Genomic DNA, 18,832 nt, shown 5'->3' with positions numbered 1-18,832 from the left:
TGGCGAACAGCCGGCACTCCCTCCTCACGCGGCGTCGTGCCGGGCACCCGCTCGCGCCGCGCGGCGACAGTCACGTCACGGTGTGAGGTGGACGCGTCCTCGTACGTGAACGTGGGGGTCGGCGCTCCGGCCGTCCCGTCACCCGACCGCGCGTCGAAGTGGCCGACGGGGACGGATCCGACCACCGGAACGGCGTCTCTCACCGTGGAAAGGAGTATACCGCCACCGGGTCAATCACGGGTGATGACCGACCCCGACGGGCAGGAGTCACCCGGCTTCGCTCCCGCCTTCGACATCGAACGGTATCTGAACATCCGGAGCGCGTACGGCGCCTCGCTCTCCCCGGACGGGACGCTCGCGTTCCTGATGGACACGACGGGCGTGCCGCAGGTGTGGACGCTCGACGCCCCCGGCGCGTGGCCGGAACAGCACACGTTCTACGACGAACGCGTCACCTTCGTCTCGTGGTCCCCGGAGCGAGCGGAACTCGTCTTCGGGATGGACGAGGGGGGCAACGAGCGCCAGCAACTGTTCGTGCTCACCCCCGGCACGGGTGCGATACGGGAGCTGACGGCGCGGCCCGACGCGAAACACCGCTGGGGTGGCTGGAGCCACGACGGCGAGCGGGTAGCGTTCACCTCCAACCGGCGCGACGAGTCGGTGTTCGACGTCTACGTGCAGGGCCGCGACGAGCAGGGAGACGACGCGCGACTGGTCCGGGAGGGTGACGGGTGGCTCACGCTGGGTGGCTGGTCGCCCGACGACACCCGACTCATCGTGAACCAGGCGTACTCGAACTTCGACCAGGACGTCTCCGTCCTCGACGTCGAGTCGGGTGACCTCCGTCACCTCACGCCGCACGAGGGCACCGTCCGCTACCAGAGCGCCTCGTGGGGACCCGACGGGGAGAACGTCTACCTCGTCACCGACGCGGGCGACGCCGACACGCTGTACCTCGCGCGGGTCGACCTCGCAACGGGTGACCTCGAACCCGTCACCGTCGAGGGGGAGTTCGACACCCCCGAGAACCGTAACTCGCCAGACGGCGACTGGGAGGTCGACGGCGTCGCGGTCGACCAGGAGTCGCGACGGCTGGTCTTCTCGCGCAACGTCGACGGCTACACCGAACTCACCGTGGGTGAACTCACCGCCCACGGGCGGGTCGACCCGCTCTCGACGCCGGACCTCCCGCGTGGTACCGCCGGGGGCGTGAGCTTCGACGACGACGGCGACCGGTTCGCCCTGTCGGCGTCGGCGGCCGCAGAGAACACGAACGTCCACGTCGTCGACGTCAAAACGGGCGAGACGGAGCGGTGGACGAGGGCGGCGACGGCGGGCATCCCTCGCGACACGTTCGTCGCACCCGAACTCGTCCACTACCCGACGTTCGACGGACGCGAGATTCCGGCGTACTTCTCGGTCCCCGACGTGGAGGGGCAGGTTCCCGTCATCGTCGACATCCACGGCGGTCCCGAGTCACAGCGCCGCCCCTCCTTCTCGGCGACGAAGCAGTACTTCGTCAACCACGGCTACGCCGTCTTCGAACCGAACGTCCGCGGGTCGTCGGGCTACGGGAAGGCGTACGGCCACCTCGACGACGTCGAGAAGCGGATGGACTCGGTGAAGGACGTCGACGCCGCCGTCGACTGGCTCTGCGACCACCCGGCGGTCGACCCCGACCGAATCGTCGCACTGGGTGGCTCCTACGGCGGGTTCATGGTGCTGGCCGCGCTCACCGAGTACCCGGACCGGTGGGCCGCGGGCGTCGACGTCGTCGGTATCGCCAACTTCGTCACGTTCCTCGAGAACACGGGCAACTGGCGGCGGGAGTTGCGGGAGGCGGAGTACGGGTCGCTCGAGGAAGACCGCGAGTTCCTCGAGTCCATCTCGCCCATCAACAACATCGACCGCATCGCGGCGCCGCTGTTCGTCCTCCACGGCGAGAACGACCCGCGCGTCCCGGTGAGCGAGGCACACCAGATCGTCGAGGAGGCGCGCGAACAGGGCGTCCCGGTCCGCGAACGCATCTTCGCGGACGAGGGTCACGGCTTCTCGAAGCTAGAGAACCGAGTCGAGGCGTACCGCGAAATCGTCGACTTCCTCGACGAGCACGTCTGAACCCCGACACGAGCGCGTCAAATATCGATTCGTTCGGAGAACCGACTGTTCGTACCGGACGGGGATTTGAGAACCGATTTTTGCCCCGATAGTTTTATTTTCTGTTAAGATTTGTAATATATAAAATAATTATACACAGATAACACTAAGTGCGAGTCCGGCGAACAGGGGGCATGAAGTCGGGGGAACGGACCGGACGCGAGCAGTCGTCGAACGCGGATGGCGACGGCGACGCGGGTCGGGGTCGGCGCCGTTCGACACACCGGCGCGGGGGGACGGTGGCGGTGGTCGCCGTCACGGTGTTGCTCGTCCTGTCGTCGACGGTGGCCGGCGTGTCGACCGTGGGGGTCGAGGGCGGGGGCGGAGGCGGCGACGGTCTGTTCGGGACGCTCGCGGCGCTCTGGGACGGAGTAGTCGGGGTGCGGGCGACTGCCGAGCCGGTCTCCGAATGTCGGGTGATCAGTGAGTCGGGAACGTACGCCCTCACTGGCGACGTCAGAGGGACTCTCCCACGGGGCGACCCGGTATGCATCGAGATCACGGCGAGCGACGTGGTGTTGGACGGTCGGGGGCACGCGATAGATGGGGTCCGACAGGCCGACTGGGACACGTTCGGCGTCGTCGCTAACGGGACGGCGTCGGCACTGACGAACGTCACGGTCCGAGACGTGGCCGTAAACCGTCTCAGCCACGGGGTCGTCTTCGAGAACGTCACCGGCGGGACGGTCGAGCGCGTCGTCGCCTCCGGGGGTAACAGGGGCCCCGGATTCGAACTCGTCGCGTCCCCGGACGCCACGCTCGAAGCGGTCAGAACGGAGGGGAAGAACCCCGGGATCCTGGTGGGACCGAGGTCCGACGGCGTGAGGATCGTCGACCCGTTCACAGAGGGCGCCGAAGGGGACGCGCTCGTGATTCGTTCGAACGGGACGACGGTCGTCGGCGGGACGATCACGGCAGGGGACGGCTTCGTCGCCGTCGTCGCCGACACGACCGTCGGTCCGACAGTACTCACCGACGTGGTCGTCGGCAACGACGGGATCGTGACCGCCGGCGGCGACATGACCCTGACGAACGTGAGCCTCTCCTACGGGATTCGGGCGGGAGGGAATTCACACGGCACCGCAGCGCCACGCGACCGTCCAGCCGTGGTGACGGTCCGGGACTCCCGCGTCGAGCAGAGCCTTGAGGGGATCGACGGCACCGGACTCGACGGCGTAGTATGGAACGTCACGAATACGAACTTCACGCGCAACAGAATCGGACTCCTCGCCGCGGGAACGAACGCGACCTGGACGGTACGGGACAGCACGTTCGTCGACAACCGCTTCGGCGTCGAACTCCCGGTCGATCCGGCGGTGGCGGCGGGGAACGTGACCGTCGACGACAGCACGTTCCTCGACAACAGCGAGGGAGTCGGGGCCCGGGAGACGTCCGGCGGGGGCGACGCGAGCGTACCCGTACCCACGAGCGTGACCGTCTCCGACAGCAGGTTCACCGGCAACGTGATCGGGATCGACGCCGGCGGGGCCGGAAGATGGGTCCTGTCGGCCACCGATATCGTCGACAGCGACGTCGGTATCGATGCCCGGGGGGCGACCGGCAACTGGTCCCTCTCGAGCGTCCGGTTCGTCGACAACGAGGTCGGCATCGACGCACGGGGGACGGCCACGACCTGGTCGCTCTCCGGCACGCAGTTCGTCGACAACGACGTCGGCTTCGACGCCCGGGGGACGACAGACGACTGGGCTGTCGAGAACGCGACGTTCGCGGGCGGCGAGCGCGGCGTCTGGGCGTCCCGGTCGTCGGGGGCGTGGACTGTGGAGAACGTCAGGGTCGCGAACGCGACCGTCGCCGGCATCGACGCGGGCGAGACCACCGGCCGCTGGGCCGTTCGGGACGCCACGTTCGCCGGGAACGCGGTCGGCATCGACGCCGACGGAAGCACGGGCCAGTGGATCGTAAACCGGAACCGGATCGCCGACGGCGCGGTCGGCGTCTCCGCCGAGGGGTCGGCCGACGTCTGGCAGATCCTGAACACCGAGATCGAAAACAGTAGCGACGTCGGGATCGTCGCCGACGACACCGTCGGGCCGTGGTACGTCCTCGGCGGCACGATCGCGGACAACCGGCTCGGCGTCCGGGCGGACAACGTCACGGGCGAGGCGCGGGTCGGGCTGAGCAACGTAGTGAACAACGGTGACGCTGGCGTCGCCGCCCGGGCCGACCGGGGGTCGATCAACGCCACGCGCAACTGGTGGGGACAGCCGACGGTCCCGTCGGGGCAGTGTGAGGGGGACGTGAACTGCTCGGACCCGCTGGGCGCGCCGTCGACCGTCGTCGTGCCCGAACTCCGGGTGGACTTCTCCGCGACGAACGCGACCGCCGACTCGGGGCTGGAGCTCCTGTTCGATGGCACGCCCGCGGGCCCGGACGACTTCGTCACGCGGTACGCGTGGTCGTTCGGTGACGGCGGCGAGGCGACGGGCGAGACCGTCGTTCACGCCTACGAGGCGGTCGGCGAGTACCCGGTCACCTACACCATCACGGGACGACTCGGCCGGGTCCTCTCGGAGACGGAGAACGTCGTCGCGACCGAAGTACCCGGAGAGCCGTTCATCGCGGGGGTCGACTCCGACCTCGGCGGCCCCATCGTAGAGCGGGTGGCCGTCGCCGGCACCTACACGGTCCGCGTCGTCGCGTCGGCGGGGGCGACCGTCGACAACGTCACGCTGACCTACGACCACCCGCAACTCGGCGAACGCGCCTACCGAGCGCGGCCGGTCGGCAACGACCGCTGGCAGGTGCGGATCCCGTTCGGCGAGCGCCGCGGCGAGGACGGCGACACCGAGGTCCGTGTCACGGCCCAGACCGCCACCGGGAGCGACGAGGAGGTCATCCACGTCGACGTCATCGACTTCCCGGACTGGATCATCGAACTCATGGAGATCGGCTCCACGGAGTACTCCGAGGAGACCGGTGAGGTCAACATCGGAAAGCAGGTCCCGACCCCCCCGATCGACTTCGAGGCCGGTCTCGACGTCCCGATAACTGGCGGCAAGCAGAAGTTCAACGCGAGCATCAACTTCGGCGTCGGATTCAATCTTCACGAGGCGGCGGCCAGTCCGTTCGTCAACGGCATCCTCCAGGGACAGCTCGCCGGGCGGAACGCGACGGGGACGCTCGGCGCGTCGGGGAGCATCAAGGCCAGACCGGTCCCGGGACCCGAGCCTGGGACGGTCTGGACGTACGACGACCTCCAGACGAGTGCGTCGGGCAGGATCGCCCTCGCCGAGCAGAAGTGGACGCTCGGGAAGCTCAAGTACGCACCGACCGCGGAGGTCAGCGTCGGGCCCCGGTTCGGGCTCGTCCTCTTCTACGTCGTCAGGGACGACCAGCTCCAGGTCACCGCCAGCAGGCTGGAGCCCGCGATATTCGCCGAGGGGAAACTGGTCTGGAAGGTCAAGGAGTTCGGTGTCAGCGGAGCCGTCGACGGCGACACGGGCGGGTTCTTCTTCATCCCCAGCGAGACCGGCGATCCGGCGCTGTTCGCCTCCATCGGGTTCACCGGGGTCATCCAGATATGGGTGTTCTCACAGAGCGTCAGCGTCGGCCCGCTGACCGCGACCACCCAATCGGCCGCGCGGACTGCCAGCGCCGCACCGCTCGCAGTCGACCCGGTCGCGAGCGTCGACCCGGAGGGGTGGCAGATCCGGGAGGCGACCGGTAGCGGACCGCTGTCAGCTCCCGGGGTCGTCTCTGCCGCCGGAGTCGACGCGACGGCGAGCGCGCAGTCGCCCGCCGCTACCGCGGTCCCGACGACCGAGCTACTGCAACAGCTCGTGCAGGCCGACGCGGTGTCGAGCGAGGTGGGCAGCATCACGACGGACGACGTCGAGGACCAGTCGCCGTCCGTGGCGGCGACGCCCGGGGGGTACACCGTCGTCTGGACGCGCCCCAGCCAAGTCGACCTGACCACCGAGGGTCCCCGGACCGCCGGTGACGACGTGTACGTCAGCCGGTTCGACCCCACACGGGGAGCGTGGTCGCCTCCCGAACCGATCGTCAGTGACGAACTGACCGACGCCGACCCCGACCTCGCGGTCGCACCGAACGGCGACCACCACGTCGCCTGGACGGTGATCGACGAGTCACTGGCCGAACTCGACAGTCCGGAGGCGGCGCTCCCGCACACGGAGATCGTCTACGTCACCGGGGACGGGACGACCTGGTCGCCGCCCGTGCGACTGACCGACGACGACTCCCCGGACTTCAGCCCGGTGGTCGCCGTCGGGACTGACGAGAGGATCGTCGCCTGGAGGACGGACACGGACGCGAACACGTCGACACGGAACGACCACGGCATCCGCTTCGTGACGTCCGACGGGGTCGGAACCGGAGCCGAGGCCTTCGGGCCGGTACAGCGCATCGCGAACGCACACTCGACGGCCGTAAGCGTCCGTCCGGACGGCACGTTCACCCTCGCATACTTCACGCCGGCAGACCCAGACACCGAAACCAAGAACGGAACGGTCGTCGTCGGGCAGGTCAGCGACGGGACGTTCGACGTCGAGGCCACATACGACACGACCGAGTTCCGCGAACTGTCCGTCGCCGACGACTCGCTCGTCTGGGTCGAAGGGGCGACCGGCACGTCCGTGCTCCGCTACGTGTCGACTCCGGGCGACACACCGACCGTGATCGATCCCCGCCGACCGACCTGGGACGTCCGGAACCTCAACCTCGTGACGGACGGCCTCGTGGAGGTGCTGACGTTCAGCGGGAGCACTCCGAACGACGACACCGAGAGCGAGCAGGTGTACCTCGTCAACCGCGGCAACGGCTGGATCCTCGACCGGACCATCGTCGGGAGCCCCGACGCACCGTTGAGCTTCTGGCAGGCGAGCACGGCCGGCGGTGAAGGGGGCTTCCTCACCACCTTCCTGACTACCGTCGTCGATAGCTCCACCGGCGTCGCGTCGACGAACGACCTGTCGTACGTGACCCACGACTTCCGGACCGACCTCGCCGTGACAGCCAGCGTCGCCACCCCCGACGCGTCAGTGGGGATCGGTGACACCGTGACGGTCGACTACACCGTCGAGAGCGTGGGCGACGTGGACCTCGAAGGGGACTACACCGTCACCGTCTCGAACACAGGTGGTGCGGTCGCAACGCGGTCGTACACCGGGCCACTCCCCGCCGGCGAGACCGTCACCGACGCGCTCGATGCGACCCTCGACGAGACGGGTGACCTCGTCGTGAGCGTGGCGCCGGCCGCGGGCGTCGACACGGAGCTTTCGCCCGAGAACAACGCCGCGGCGGTGACCGTCCTCCGACCGGACCTGACGGTCACGAACGTTACGGAGCGGCGGATCGGCGACGTGCTCGTCGTGAACGCGACGCTGGCGAACGTCGGTGCCGTCCCCGCGGGGACCGCGGCCTACCGACTCGACAGCGGCGGCAACGAGATCGGAAACGGAAGCCTCGACGGCCTGCTCCCCGGGGAGACACAGAACGTGACGTTCACCGCGGCCGCCGGCGATCTGGACACCTCCGCGACCAGCGTGGCACTGATCGACGTCGCCGACACGGTCGCCGAGTCGGACGAGACGAACAACGCCTACGCCGTCCGACTGCTGCAGCCAGACCTCGTTCTGAACGCGGCCGGCGTCCGGTACGCCGAGGGGACCTGTGGGCTCGTCGCCGACGTCGCGGTCGGGAACCGGGGGACGGGCGACGGCGAGGTGACCCTCCGAGTGGAGCGTGAGGGCGACGGCGAGATACTGGGAAGCCGGACGGCGGCCGTCCCCCCGGCGACACGGACGGGTACGACCGCGTTCACCCGCGTGGTCGTCCCTCTGACGGATGCCGTGGCGAACGAGACCGTCCGGCTGGTCGCCGACACCGACTTCGACGCGCAACCGGGGGACAACAGCGCCATCGATCGGGTCGTGGTGGGCGAGAGCACGATCAACGCCGCGCCGCTCGCACGTGTCGTCGGTCCGACGGCCGACCCGGTGGTCGGTCGGGTCGTGAGGTTCGACGGCAGCGGGTCGTGCGACCCGAACGGCGCGGTGGTCGACTACGAGTGGGACGCCGGCGGCGACGGATCGACCGACGCGACGGGCCCCGTGGCGAATCTCACGTTCGATGCTGCCGGGACCACGACCGTCGTCCTCCGCGTCACGGACGACGCGGGCGCGTCGAGCGAGACGAGCGAGACCGTCACGGTACTACCGCGGGCCGGAGCCGCGATTCGGAGCAGCGACGCCGACATCGCCGTGATGGGCGAGGAGGCGACGGTACGACTCTCGACAGACGCGACGGACGTCGCGAGCTACCAGACCACCCTCTGGTTCGATTCGGGCGTCGTCGATGTCGTAGACGTCGCCGGCGGCCTGGGTGGTGACGTCGAAATGACGATCCGCAACGACCGTGGCTACGTGACGATACACGAGACTGCCGCGGTCGGCCGTGACGCACCCCCGCTCGCGACCGTCACGTTCCGCGCCGTCACGAGCGAGACGGACGAGACGGTGGTCTCGTTCGACCGGGGGGCGACGACGTTGCGGGACCCCTCCGGTGAGCCGATACCGCTGCGCGCGTACGTCGACGGCGGCGTGACCGTGGCGAGCACGACAGAGCCACCGACGCCGACGCCCACGCCGACACCGACGCCCACCGCGACACCGACGCCGCCGGACGACGACGACCGAGACCGCGACCGTGGGTCGGAACGGACACCGACGCCCACCGCTACACCGACGCTCACCGAGACGCCGACACCCACACCCACCCCGGCGCCCACGCCGACGACGCCCACCGCGACGCCGACGCCGGCGCCGACTCTCACGGCGGACCCTGCGACCGAAACCGCGACGGCACCCGGTGAAGCGACCCCGTTCCAGCCGTCCGGGCTCGTCGTCGTGGTCGCGGTCGTGGTCCTCCTCGGACTCGCGCTGTTCGCCTTCCGGAGGCGGCGGTGAACCGGCGGACTGACGCCACGGATGGGGCCGACGTCGAGAGTGAGACTCGGGACACCCACAAGTTTACTGTATTTCGTAACGAAGTTCTATGCGCGCCATGCGAACCCTGTCGTGCATCAAAGCGGACGTGGGAAGCAACGCTGGCCACCTTCGACCGACGGACGAAGTCGTCGACGCCGTCGCGTCACACCTCGAGCGCGAGGGCGACGTCCTCGACGACTACTGGGTGTTCACCGTCGGCGACGACATCGACCTCCTGATGAGCCACCGCGAGGGCGAGGACGCCGAGCGGGTCCACCAGCTCGCGTGGGACGCGTTCGAGGCGGGGACGGCCGTCGCCGAGAAGCAGGGGCTGTACGGGGCGGGCCAGGACCTCCTGAAAGACGCGTTCGCGGGGAACGTCCGGGGGCTGGGTCCGGGCGTCGCCGAACTCACCCTCGAGGAACGCGAGAGCGAACCGTTCCTCGTGTTCGGTGCCGACAAGACCGAACCCGGGGCGTTCAACCAGCCGCTGTACACCACCTTCGCCGACCCGCGCTACACGGGCGGCCTCCTCCTGAAAGACACCATCCACGAGGGGTTCACGTTCGAGGTGATGGACCTCGACCACACCGGAGGCGAGCGCGTCGTCGAACTCGACGTCCCGGAGGACTCGTGGCGACTGCTCGCGCTGTTGATGGAGCCGCACCGCTTCGCCATCCGGAAGATTCGGTCGCGGGCGACTGGGGCGACAGTCGCCGCGGTGTCGACCCAGCGTCTGCACAACATCGCCGGGGAGTACGTCGGCAAGGACGACCCCGTCGCCATCGTGCGGACGCAGAAGGACTTCCCCTCGCCGGGCGAGGTGGTTCAGCCGTACGGGACGCCGCCGTACGTCGCCGGGGCGATGCGGGGGTCACACCACGGCGTCTTCTACCCCGTCCGGAGCGACGAGCGCGAGATTCCGTCCTACTACGACGGGCCGCCGCTCGTGAAAGCCGTCGGGATGGTGTTGAACGACGGACGGTTCTCCCGCCCGGTCTACCCGTTCGACGCGACGTTCTGGGACGCGGTTCGTGAGGACGCCGCCCGGGAGTTCCGCGAGTTCCGCGAGCGGCAGGGCAGCTTCGGCCCCGGAACCGTCGAGAGCGAGGAACTGGAGTACGGTGGCTGGGCCGACGTCGTCGACTCGCTCGACGACCGGTTCGAGGTCACAGCGTCCGACGGAACCGAGACGGTCGAGGCCGACGACGACTGACGCGGTCTGTCTCGACCACGAGCGCCGCCGAACGGCGTGGCGACCGGTTGGACTGGGACCGCGGCGTCGTGGACGCGACGACTGGGCGCCTACACGGCCACCGATGTACCCATCCCCGGCGTCCCACCGGCACCGGTCGCGGCGGAGAAGCCCATCCCCCAGAGCTTGAACGCACAGATCTGCGCGTAGAAGACGACGAACACGCCGAGAATCGCCCCGATGACGGGGACGACGTTGAGTACGCTCGTCACGACGCCAGCGACGAGGACGAACCCGACGCCGTAGAGCCAGGGAATCGCGTACTCGCGGCTGAGCGCGACGTCCTTGATGACGGCCACGTCGAACGCCGAGCCGAGTCCACCCTCGTGGGCGAAGTTGGCGAGTCCGACGAGTCCGAAGTAACCGAAGACGAGCGCGAGCAGGCCGGAGACCGCCATCCCCCCGAACAGTCCGACGAGTCCGAGCCCCGTTCCGGCGCGCGACCCGGTGGCCAGCGCGGCGATGGACCCACCGACGGTCACCGCGAAGACGACGAGCGGAATCAGCTGATAGACGAAGACCACGACGAACGCCACGGCGCCCTCGCGGAGGAGGTCACCCCACCGGTCGAAGGCCGGGGGCTCGGGGCTGTCTCGCATCCCGGCGCGAAGGACGCGCACCAGGTAGCCGTAGACGAGGACGAGGGGAACGAGGAGGAACGAGAAGAGGAGCAACACCCCTCCGATTCCGACGGTCTTCAGCCAGTCGTCCGACGCGAGCGGGTACTTCGCCGTCGCCTCGATGTCGAGAGCCATGGTCGTCCACACGTGACGGCCACAAATAATAAATTCACCGAGGACTGCACGGGAAGTCGCTCGACCGAGTCGGTGTGTCACCAAAGACCATGCCGTTAGAGTCAAACGACCCGCAGTCGAACGCACGAGTATGAGTGCAGACGCAGAGCAGCGGACGATCCGATGTCTCATCGCCAAGGTCGGTCTCGACGGCCACGACCGCGGCGCACACGTCATCGCGCGCGCGTTCCGTGACGCGGGGTTCGAGGTCATCTACTCAGGTCTCCACCGCGCACCGGCGGAAATCGTCCAGGCCGCCGTCCAGGAGGACGTCGACGTCATCGGCATCTCTATCCTCTCGGGGGCACACAACACGCTCATCCCGAAAATCGTCGACGGCCTGAAGGAGTACGACGCGTTCGAGGACACCCTCATCCTCGTGGGCGGAATCGTCCCCGACGAGGACCGCGAGAAACTGAAGGAGATGGGCGTCGCGGAGGTGTTCGGTCCGGGGACGCCGATGCAGGAGACCATCGACTTCGTCCGCGAGAACGCGCCCGAACGATGACCATGAGCCAGGCCGAACTCGACCTCGTCGAGGACATTCTCGGCGGGTCACACCGGGCACTGGCGCGGGCCATCACGAAAATCGAGAACCGCTCGCCGGGCTACCGCGACATCGTCTCAGCGCTTCACGAACACGCCGGCAGCGCCGAAGTCGTCGGCGTCACCGGCAGCCCCGGTTCGGGGAAGTCGACGCTCGTCGACAAACTCGTGAAGCGGTACCGCGACCGGGGCGACACTGTCGGCGTCGTCGCCGTCGACCCCTCCTCGCCCTACACCGGAGGGGCGGTCCTCGGCGACCGGATCCGGATGGCGTCGAACGTCGGCGACATGGACGTGTTCTTCCGCTCGATGTCCGCCCGGGGTCGACTCGGCGGCCTCTCGACGGCCACCTCGGACGCGGTGACCGCGCTCGACGCCTTCGGGAAGGACCGCATCGTCATCGAGACGGTCGGGGCGGGGCAGAACGAAATCGACATCGTCCGCACCGCCGACTCCGTGGTCGTCCTCGTCCAGCCCGGGTCGGGCGACGACGTCCAGATGCTGAAGGCGGGCATCCTCGAAATCGGCGACGTCTTCGTCGTCAACAAGGCGGACATGGACGGAACCGCCCGGACGGTCGCCGAACTGGAGGAGATGATACACCTCCGCAGCAACCCGCGGAAGAACCTCGACACCGGCCACCACAGCATCGACGAGGCGCAGGAGGCCTCCGTCGTGAACGGCGAGCCCGACGCGGACGCGGAGACGTGGACGCCGGAGGTGGTCGAGACCATCGCCACCTCGGGGGACGGCATCGAGGACCTCGCCGAAGTGCTCGCCGCCCACCGCGCCTTCCTGGAGGAGTCGGGTCGGCTCCGCGAGAAGGCACAGACTCGCTACGCCGAAGAAATCCGTCGGCACGTCCAGTCGGACCTCTCGGACCTGGTCGAACGCGAACTCGACGCCCGCGGCGGCATCGACTCGTTCGCGGCGGCCGTCGCGGACCGCGAGACCGACCCCTACACCGTCGCCGACGAAGTAGTCGCCCCCGTCCGCGACTGCTTCGGGGACGCACGGGACGACTGACGCGCCACCGCGCCGTGGGACGGGCGTCGCTGCGTGGCGTTCGCCGGCGTGTTCGCGAGCGAGCGACTGCGGAGAGACGGAGCGGGCGACGGACTCAGGGCCTGGTCCCTTCGAGCGGGATGCGTCCGAGGGCGACTTCGTGGTCGGTCGGCGTCGCGTCGCCCTCGGTGGTCCGGACGACGACGGCGTCCGGTCGGCTCCCCGGCTGGAGTTGCCAGGTGCCGGTGACCTGTCCCGTCTCGCCCGGTGCGACCGTCACGGCCCGGTGGGAGCCCTCGACGCGCCGACCTGCCTGCGTCACCAGCGACGCGAACTGTACCGTGTAGGGGGCCGACCCGGTGTTCTCCACCTCGGCGGCGAGCGTGATGACCCACTGGTCGTCGCCGGCCCGGAACGACGCGACGGTCAGCGTCTCTCGCTGGGGAGTCTCGGGGAGGAGTTCGTCGCCGACGCCGACGCCCGCCTCGCTGGCGTCGGGCGTGTCCGTCGCACCCGTCTGCTCGCCCCCCTCTCCGTCGCCGCCCCCGCCGTCGTCGCCGTCACCGCCGAGCAGCGACTGTTCGACGAGGCCGGCGAACGTCGCCAGTTCGATGAGGACGGGGATGCCGATGCCGAACCCGACGAGGAGTCGGATGATGGTCCGTCGTCGGTGCGCCTCCGCGTCCTCGGCGCTGGTGTCGGCGTCGGTCGTCTCTGGGGTCACGTCGTCTGACACAGGTTCAGTGCGGTGTTCTCCGCGGGACGGTCGACGAACGGTACGTCACGGGGACGGCGAGAGCGGCCGCCGGCCTCAGACTGGAATCGGCGGGCTTCCGGGGGCGAAGAGGCCGTCGGCGACCATCGACCACAGCGGCGGACCGTAGGCGATGGCGACGAGGACGATGGCGATGAGCGCCCAGATGCGCAGGTCGTCGAGGACGACCGGACTGTGCTCGGGGCCCGACAGCGGCTTCGGGAGTTCGCTGTTGACCTCGAGTTTCTCGCTCCGCTCGCCGAACCACGTCGCGACGACGACGGCGAGGAACATCAGGAGCGCCACGAAGAGGATGGCGCTGCCGACGGCGATCTGGAGGCGCATCTCCGCGATGCCGCCGATGACGTTCTCGAACTCGACGTTCGCGTACTGCGGTTCGGCGGTCCGGCGGGGGACGCCCGCGAGGCCCGCGCGATGCATCGCGTTCGACATGAGCGTCATGCCGACGAACCAGGTGAACGGCTGGGCCATCGCGACGGTCTTCAGCTTCAGGTTCTTGCCGGTCACCTGCGGGAGGAGCCAGTACGTGATGGCCATGAACGTCAGCGCCGCGGCCGTCCCCACGGTCAGGTGGAAGTGACCGGGCACCCACAGCGTGTTGTGGACGAGGTAGTTGATGTTCATCCCGGCGTTGATCATGCCGGAGAAGCCGCCGGCGGCGAACATCAGGCCGGCGAGCGCACACCCCGAGAAGGCGGGGTTGTCCCACGGGAGCGCGCGGAGCCAGCCCAGTCGACCGGTGCCGCCGCGCTGTCGCGCGCCGTGTTCCATCGAGGCGACGACGGTGAAGGCCGTCAGGAGCGAGGGCAGCAAGAGGAACATCGTGTTCGTCATCGCGATGAACTTGAAGCCCTCCGCGATGCCGGGATCGACGTACTGGTGGTGGAAGCCGACGGGCGTCGAGAGGATGACGAAGAGGATGAACACGACGCGTGCGAGCGGGTCGGAGAAGAGCCGCCCGCCCGAGAGCTTCGGTAGGATGGTGTACCACACGAGGTACGCGGGCATCAGCCAGAAGTACACGACCGGGTGGCCGAAGTACCAGAACAACGTCCGCGTGAGCAGCGGGTCGACGGCGGGGATGAGCCCGAGCGACCACGGCAGGAGGAAGACCAGCACCTCGATGGCCACACCCAGCGTCGAGATGTACCACATGAGCATCGTCGACAGCACCATGAACGTCCGGAGCGGGATGCGGTCGTTCGGGTGGTCGGCGCGCCATCGCCGGTAGGCGAGGAACCAGTCGACGCCGGCGAGCCACGAGCCGACGATGAGCAGCGCCGCACCCAGATAGAAGATGGGGCTGGCCGCCATCGGCGCGTAGAAGGTGAAGAGGACGTCAGCGCTCACCGGACCACCGGTCAGGCCGCCGAGAATCGCGAGGCCGGCCATGAGCGTCCCGACGAACATGGTGCCGAACCACAGTTTCGAGAGGCGTTCGTTCAACTGTTCGTCGAGGCTGGCGACCACCGCCCAGGTGAAGATACCGGTGATGAAGAAGGTGGTGAACACCAGCGCGAGCAGGACGCCGTGGCCCGTCAGCAGGGTGTAGTAGTCGGCCGAGGAGACGAACCCGCGGTAGATTCCCGTCCGGTGGAGCGCCTGGATGAGACCGAACAGGCCACCGACGCCCAGTGCGCCGAAGGCCACCGCGAGGTTCAGCCGGACGATGAACGCGTCGTGGGGGAACTGGTCGATGAACGCTTCTCTGTCTATCGGAACCGTCTCGCGTGCGGTCTCTTTGTACTCGTCTGCGAAAGCCATCAGTTGTCCTCCTCCTCAGCGTCCGCGTCGTCCACGGGGTCGTTCTGGTCGGCGAACGCGTCGGGGTTCTGCAGGTCGGCACTGGAGAACTCCGACTGCGGCACGACCTGAATCTGTCCCTCCATCGTGTGGTGAGCCGCGCCACAGTACTCGTGGCAGATGATACCGTAGTTGCGCGTCTCCTCGAACCGGACGGTGACGTCCGCCACCTGTCCGGGAATCACCATCGCGTTGATGTTCGTCCCGGCGACTTCGAAGCCGTGGATGACGTCGCTCGAGGTGATGTGGAACGTCACTGTCGACCCCGCGGGCACGCGAATCGGTTCGTTCGTCCCCGGTTCGAAGAGGAACTGCCGGGCGACGACGTACACCTCGTACTCGTTCTCGCCGGTCTGGTAAGTGCCGGGTTCGCCGAAGCGCGGGTGGTCGTTCAGCGCGTTGGCGTCGACCGTCCCGCCGCTCTCGTCGACCATCTTCACGCCGGCCCCGACGGCCCCGTAGGTGACGGTGCCGATGAAGCCGACGATGAGGAGCAGTGACAGCGCGACCCAGAGTTTCTCGAACCTGTGTATCTCCATTCTTATCCCACCACCGTTGGACCGTTACCGAGGAACTCCACGAAGTACATGAACACCCACATCAGGACGAGGATGACGAAGTACCCCAGGATGACCGTGAACGTCCCGACGGGGTCGAAGTCGTCGTGTTCGATTTCGATCTGTGGCTCCTCGTACGCCGCCTCCGCGACCGGTTCGCGGTCCGGGATGTCGGGTTCGGCCGCCGGGTACCGCTGCCGGTTGATGGCGACGTACGCGACGACGCCGAGGATGGCGAGGAACACCACGCTGAGGATGCCCTGCGTGACCTGCAGCAGGCGGATGGCGCCCGCCGAGGCCTCCGCCTCGCCGCCTGCACCTCCACCGGGTGCGGGACCGACCACGACGGCCCCTTTCATCCCGAGCGAGAGGTGCGGTTCGCAGTAGTACGTGTAGACGCCGGGTGTCTCGAACGTGTGTTCGTAGGTGAAGCCGGTGTTCTCGATGGGCTCGTACCCCTCCCAGCCGCCGCCGTCCGGCTGTTCCTCGACGAGGACGTTGTGGGTGTTCGACGTCCAGTTGAACGTCACCGTCGTCCCCGGACTCACCCGCACGGCGGGCGGCGCGTACGCGAACGTCCCGCCGTTGCCCTGCGCGCCGACCTCGACCTCGACCGACTCCTGGCCGGTCATGTCTTCGGTCGTCCCGTCGAAGTTGTCGACGTCGGAGAACCAGTCGCCGTACTCGGCGGGGACGCCCTCGGCGCCGCCACCGCCGCTCTCGACGACGACGACGCCCTTCATGCCGAGCGAGAGGTGTGGCTCGCAGTAGTACTTGTAGACGCCCTCGACCTCGAACGTGTGTTCGAGCGTGAAGCCGGTGTTCTCGATTGGCGAGTGCCCCTCCCACTCCGACGCGTCGGGTTGCTCCTCGAGGAGGACGTTGTGGGTGTTCGACGTCCAGTTGAACGTCACCGTCGTCCCCGGACTCACCTTCACCGCGGGCGGCGCGTACGCGAACGTCCCGCCGTTGCCCTGCGCGCCGACCTCGATCTCGACGGCGTCCTGACCGGTCAGGTCCTCGGTCGTTCCGTCGTAGTTGTCGACGTCGGAGAGCCAGCCCCCGTAGTCGTCGCTCTGCGCGGCCGTCGGCGTCGTCGCGGCCCCCACCCCGAGTGCTGTGGCACCGGCGGCGACCCCGCCACGGAGGAGGTCACGACGGGTCTGTCCACCCATCAGTCGACCCTCCCGCGCCGGTCGAGCATCCGCCTGCTCTCGAATACCTGTTCCATAGGACCTGCTTGAGTAGACCACCTTCTAAAAACTTCGTGTCGGTGTCGGCGGGCGGCGACCAGCAAATAAGTTAAGTACTCCACCAGCCCAGAGTACCAAACTCCTCCGGTTCTTGCCCGGCGGCAATCGGGGAGTGATTTATTAGCGCCTGTTCAGTACCGACGGGTATGAGTCTCCCGACGAACTGGGACCTTCGCACTGCTGTCGTCGTCGCACTGCTCGCGCTCTTGCCCGTGGCCGTGTTCATCCTCCTCAACGACACGCTCATCGTCGCGCTGTCGCTCGTGAGCGTCCTCATTATCGGCCTCGCGCTCTTCTTGATGTTCTCACCCTCGGAGGACACCGTCCGCCCGTCACAGGGGTGACACCCGGTGGTAACGCTCGGCGCGCGTTCCGCCGGTGAGGCCGCCCTCGCCGTGACCGGCGTCGCGACGCCCGAACTGTTCGTCTTCCTCCTCGTCGGTCTCCTTGGCGGGGCCCACTGTCTCGGCATGTGTGGGCCGCTCGTGGGACTGTACGCGGACCGGATGGACTCGTCGAAGCGGAGCCAGGAGGTCCGCCAGCACGCGCTGTTCAACCTCGGTCGGACGGCCGGCTACGCCCTCGCGGGACTCCTCCTCGGGGGCGTCGGCGCCGTCGTCTTCGACGCCGCCGCGTTCGCGCGCGTCGCGACGCCGGTTCGCGGCGTCGCCGGCGTGACCGCCGGCGCGTTCATCCTCGTCACGGGAGCGACGTACGCCGCCGGGCGCACCGGTCACGGTCACTCGATACCCGGTCTCACCGGGGTGTTCTCTCGCGTGTCGGCCGCGCTGACCACGCGGGTCGACCGCTGGGTCGGCGGGCCGCGAATCGTGGGTCTCGGGATGGTCCACGCGCTGCTCCCCTGTCCCATCCTCTACCCGGTCTACCTGTACGCGCTCGCGCAGGGGTCGCCAGTCGCCGGAGCCGTCTCGCTCGGACTGGTCGGCGTCGGGACGTTCCCGACGCTGTTCGCCTCGGGACTCGCCGTCGGCGCCCTCGACGACGTCGCGCCCGCGAACCGGGTTCGGGTCCACCGGGTGCTCGGCGTCGCCTTCCTCCTGCTCGGATACATCCCGCTCGCACACGGGCTGATGCTGCTCGGAGTCGACCTACTCCCGCACCTCCACATCCCCATCTACCAGCCGCTCGGGTGACCAATGACCGACCACTGTACGCTCTGTGACCTGCCGACGCCCGACCCGGCCGTCGAGGCCGACGACCTCGACGGGACGTTCTGCTGCCGGGGCTGTCTCGTCGTCGCCCGGACGCTCGACGACGCCGCGGCGGCCGACGTCGACCCCGACGACGTCGGCGCGGCCCTCGACGACACCGACGCCGCGGACGCTCCCGACCACCCCGACGACGCCGTCGAGTCGTACCTGGCCGTCGACGGGATGCACTGTGCCACCTGCGAGGGGTTCGTCGAGTCGCGGCTCCGGGGCGAGGGCGTGTACGACGCCGACGCCAGCTACGCCTCGGGGCTGGTGAAGCTGACGCACGACGCCAGCGTGGAGCCGACCGACGCCGCCCGACGGGTCGACGGCCTCGGCTACCACGTTCGGGACATCGAGGCCGAGCGCGAGCGCGACAGCTCCGACCAGGTCGGTCGCCTCCTCGTCGGCGGCTTCTTCGGCATGATGACGATGCTGTGGTACGTCCTCTTCCTCTACCCGACCTACGTGGGCGTCGACGCCTCGCTCCTCCTGTTCGACGTCTCCT

13 protein-coding genes are annotated in these 18,832 nt (G+C 68.6%); 8 read left to right on the top strand and 5 right to left on the bottom strand.

Translation table 11 applies throughout. The annotated features are described in order from the left end of the window. Positions 1 to 243 precede the first annotated feature (243 nt). The 3 genes from ACESK5_RS00955 to ACESK5_RS00945 all read left to right on the top strand — a co-directional run bounded on the left by ACESK5_RS00955 (position 244) and on the right by ACESK5_RS00945 (position 10,341). A complete protein-coding gene (locus ACESK5_RS00955) occupies positions 244 to 2,118 on the top strand; it encodes an alpha/beta fold hydrolase (RefSeq protein ID WP_372909663.1) in 1,875 nt (624 codons plus the stop codon). Between the two features lie 173 nt (positions 2,119 to 2,291). After that, positions 2,292 to 9,104 (top strand): PKD domain-containing protein, encoded by a 6,813-nt coding sequence (locus tag ACESK5_RS00950; protein ID WP_372909662.1) that lies wholly within the window; start codon positions 2,292 to 2,294, stop codon positions 9,102 to 9,104. A 97-nt stretch (positions 9,105 to 9,201) separates the two neighbouring features. Continuing rightward, positions 9,202 to 10,341 carry a fructose 1,6-bisphosphatase gene (locus tag ACESK5_RS00945; RefSeq protein ID WP_372909661.1) on the top strand — a complete coding sequence of 380 codons (1,140 nt, stop codon included), beginning with the start codon at positions 9,202 to 9,204 and terminating at the stop codon, positions 10,339 to 10,341. 89 nt (positions 10,342 to 10,430) lie between these two features. On the opposite strand, the gene ACESK5_RS00940 is transcribed toward ACESK5_RS00945, so the two are convergent. Continuing rightward, on the bottom strand, positions 10,431 to 11,135 hold the full coding sequence (locus tag ACESK5_RS00940) for a DUF4013 domain-containing protein (RefSeq protein ID WP_372909660.1): 705 nt from the start codon (positions 11,133 to 11,135) through the stop codon (positions 10,431 to 10,433). A gap of 130 nt (positions 11,136 to 11,265) precedes the next feature. Here ACESK5_RS00940 and ACESK5_RS00935 point away from each other — a divergent pair, with 130 nt between their 5' ends. Continuing rightward, positions 11,266 to 11,682, top strand: coding sequence for a cobalamin B12-binding domain-containing protein (locus ACESK5_RS00935; protein ID WP_372909659.1), 417 nt, complete (start codon positions 11,266 to 11,268; stop codon positions 11,680 to 11,682). Beyond that, positions 11,679 to 12,746 carry a methylmalonyl Co-A mutase-associated GTPase MeaB gene (gene meaB, locus ACESK5_RS00930; RefSeq protein WP_372909658.1) on the top strand — a complete coding sequence of 356 codons (1,068 nt, stop codon included), beginning with the start codon at positions 11,679 to 11,681 and terminating at the stop codon, positions 12,744 to 12,746. The genes ACESK5_RS00935 and meaB overlap by 4 nt, the downstream gene beginning before the upstream one ends. 94 nt (positions 12,747 to 12,840) lie before the next feature. Here the strand turns inward: meaB and ACESK5_RS00925 are convergent, their stop codons facing one another. From ACESK5_RS00925 to ACESK5_RS00910, 4 genes are all read right to left on the bottom strand, one after another. Next, a complete protein-coding gene (locus ACESK5_RS00925; protein WP_372909657.1) occupies positions 12,841 to 13,449 on the bottom strand; it encodes a hypothetical protein in 609 nt (202 codons plus the stop codon). 87 nt (positions 13,450 to 13,536) lie between these two features. Next, entirely contained in the window at positions 13,537 to 15,264 is a 1,728-nt protein-coding gene (locus tag ACESK5_RS00920) for a b(o/a)3-type cytochrome-c oxidase subunit 1 (RefSeq protein WP_372909656.1), read from the bottom strand. Continuing rightward, positions 15,264 to 15,842 carry a cytochrome c oxidase subunit II gene (locus tag ACESK5_RS00915; protein WP_372909655.1) on the bottom strand — a complete coding sequence of 193 codons (579 nt, stop codon included), beginning with the start codon at positions 15,840 to 15,842 and terminating at the stop codon, positions 15,264 to 15,266. The genes ACESK5_RS00920 and ACESK5_RS00915 overlap by 1 nt, the downstream gene beginning before the upstream one ends. A 2-nt stretch (positions 15,843 to 15,844) precedes the next feature. After that, entirely contained in the window at positions 15,845 to 17,035 is a 1,191-nt protein-coding gene (locus tag ACESK5_RS00910) for a halocyanin domain-containing protein (protein ID WP_372909654.1), read from the bottom strand. Positions 17,036 to 17,259: 224 nt separating this feature from the next. Between ACESK5_RS00910 and ACESK5_RS00905 the strand changes: the two genes are divergently transcribed. The 3 genes from ACESK5_RS00905 to ACESK5_RS00895 all read left to right on the top strand — a co-directional run. Beyond that, complete coding sequence (locus tag ACESK5_RS00905; protein WP_372909653.1) at positions 17,260 to 17,457, top strand: hypothetical protein; 198 nt, start codon at positions 17,260 to 17,262, stop codon at positions 17,455 to 17,457. 6 nt (positions 17,458 to 17,463) lie between these two features. Then, positions 17,464 to 18,267: a sulfite exporter TauE/SafE family protein gene (locus tag ACESK5_RS00900; RefSeq protein ID WP_372909652.1), complete on the top strand. Its 804-nt coding sequence runs from the start codon at positions 17,464 to 17,466 to the stop codon at positions 18,265 to 18,267. 3 nt (positions 18,268 to 18,270) lie between these two features. Next, positions 18,271 to 18,832: cation transporter (locus tag ACESK5_RS00895; RefSeq protein WP_372909651.1), on the top strand; the 562-nt coding region annotated here is incomplete at its 3' end.

The sequence above is a fragment of the Salinigranum sp. genome (assembly GCF_041641895.1).
Taxonomy (GTDB): Archaea; Halobacteriota; Halobacteria; order Halobacteriales; family Haloferacaceae; genus Salinigranum.
The sequence above is the reverse complement of the archived record's forward strand: the minus strand, read 5'-3'. Positions and strand labels throughout refer to the sequence as shown.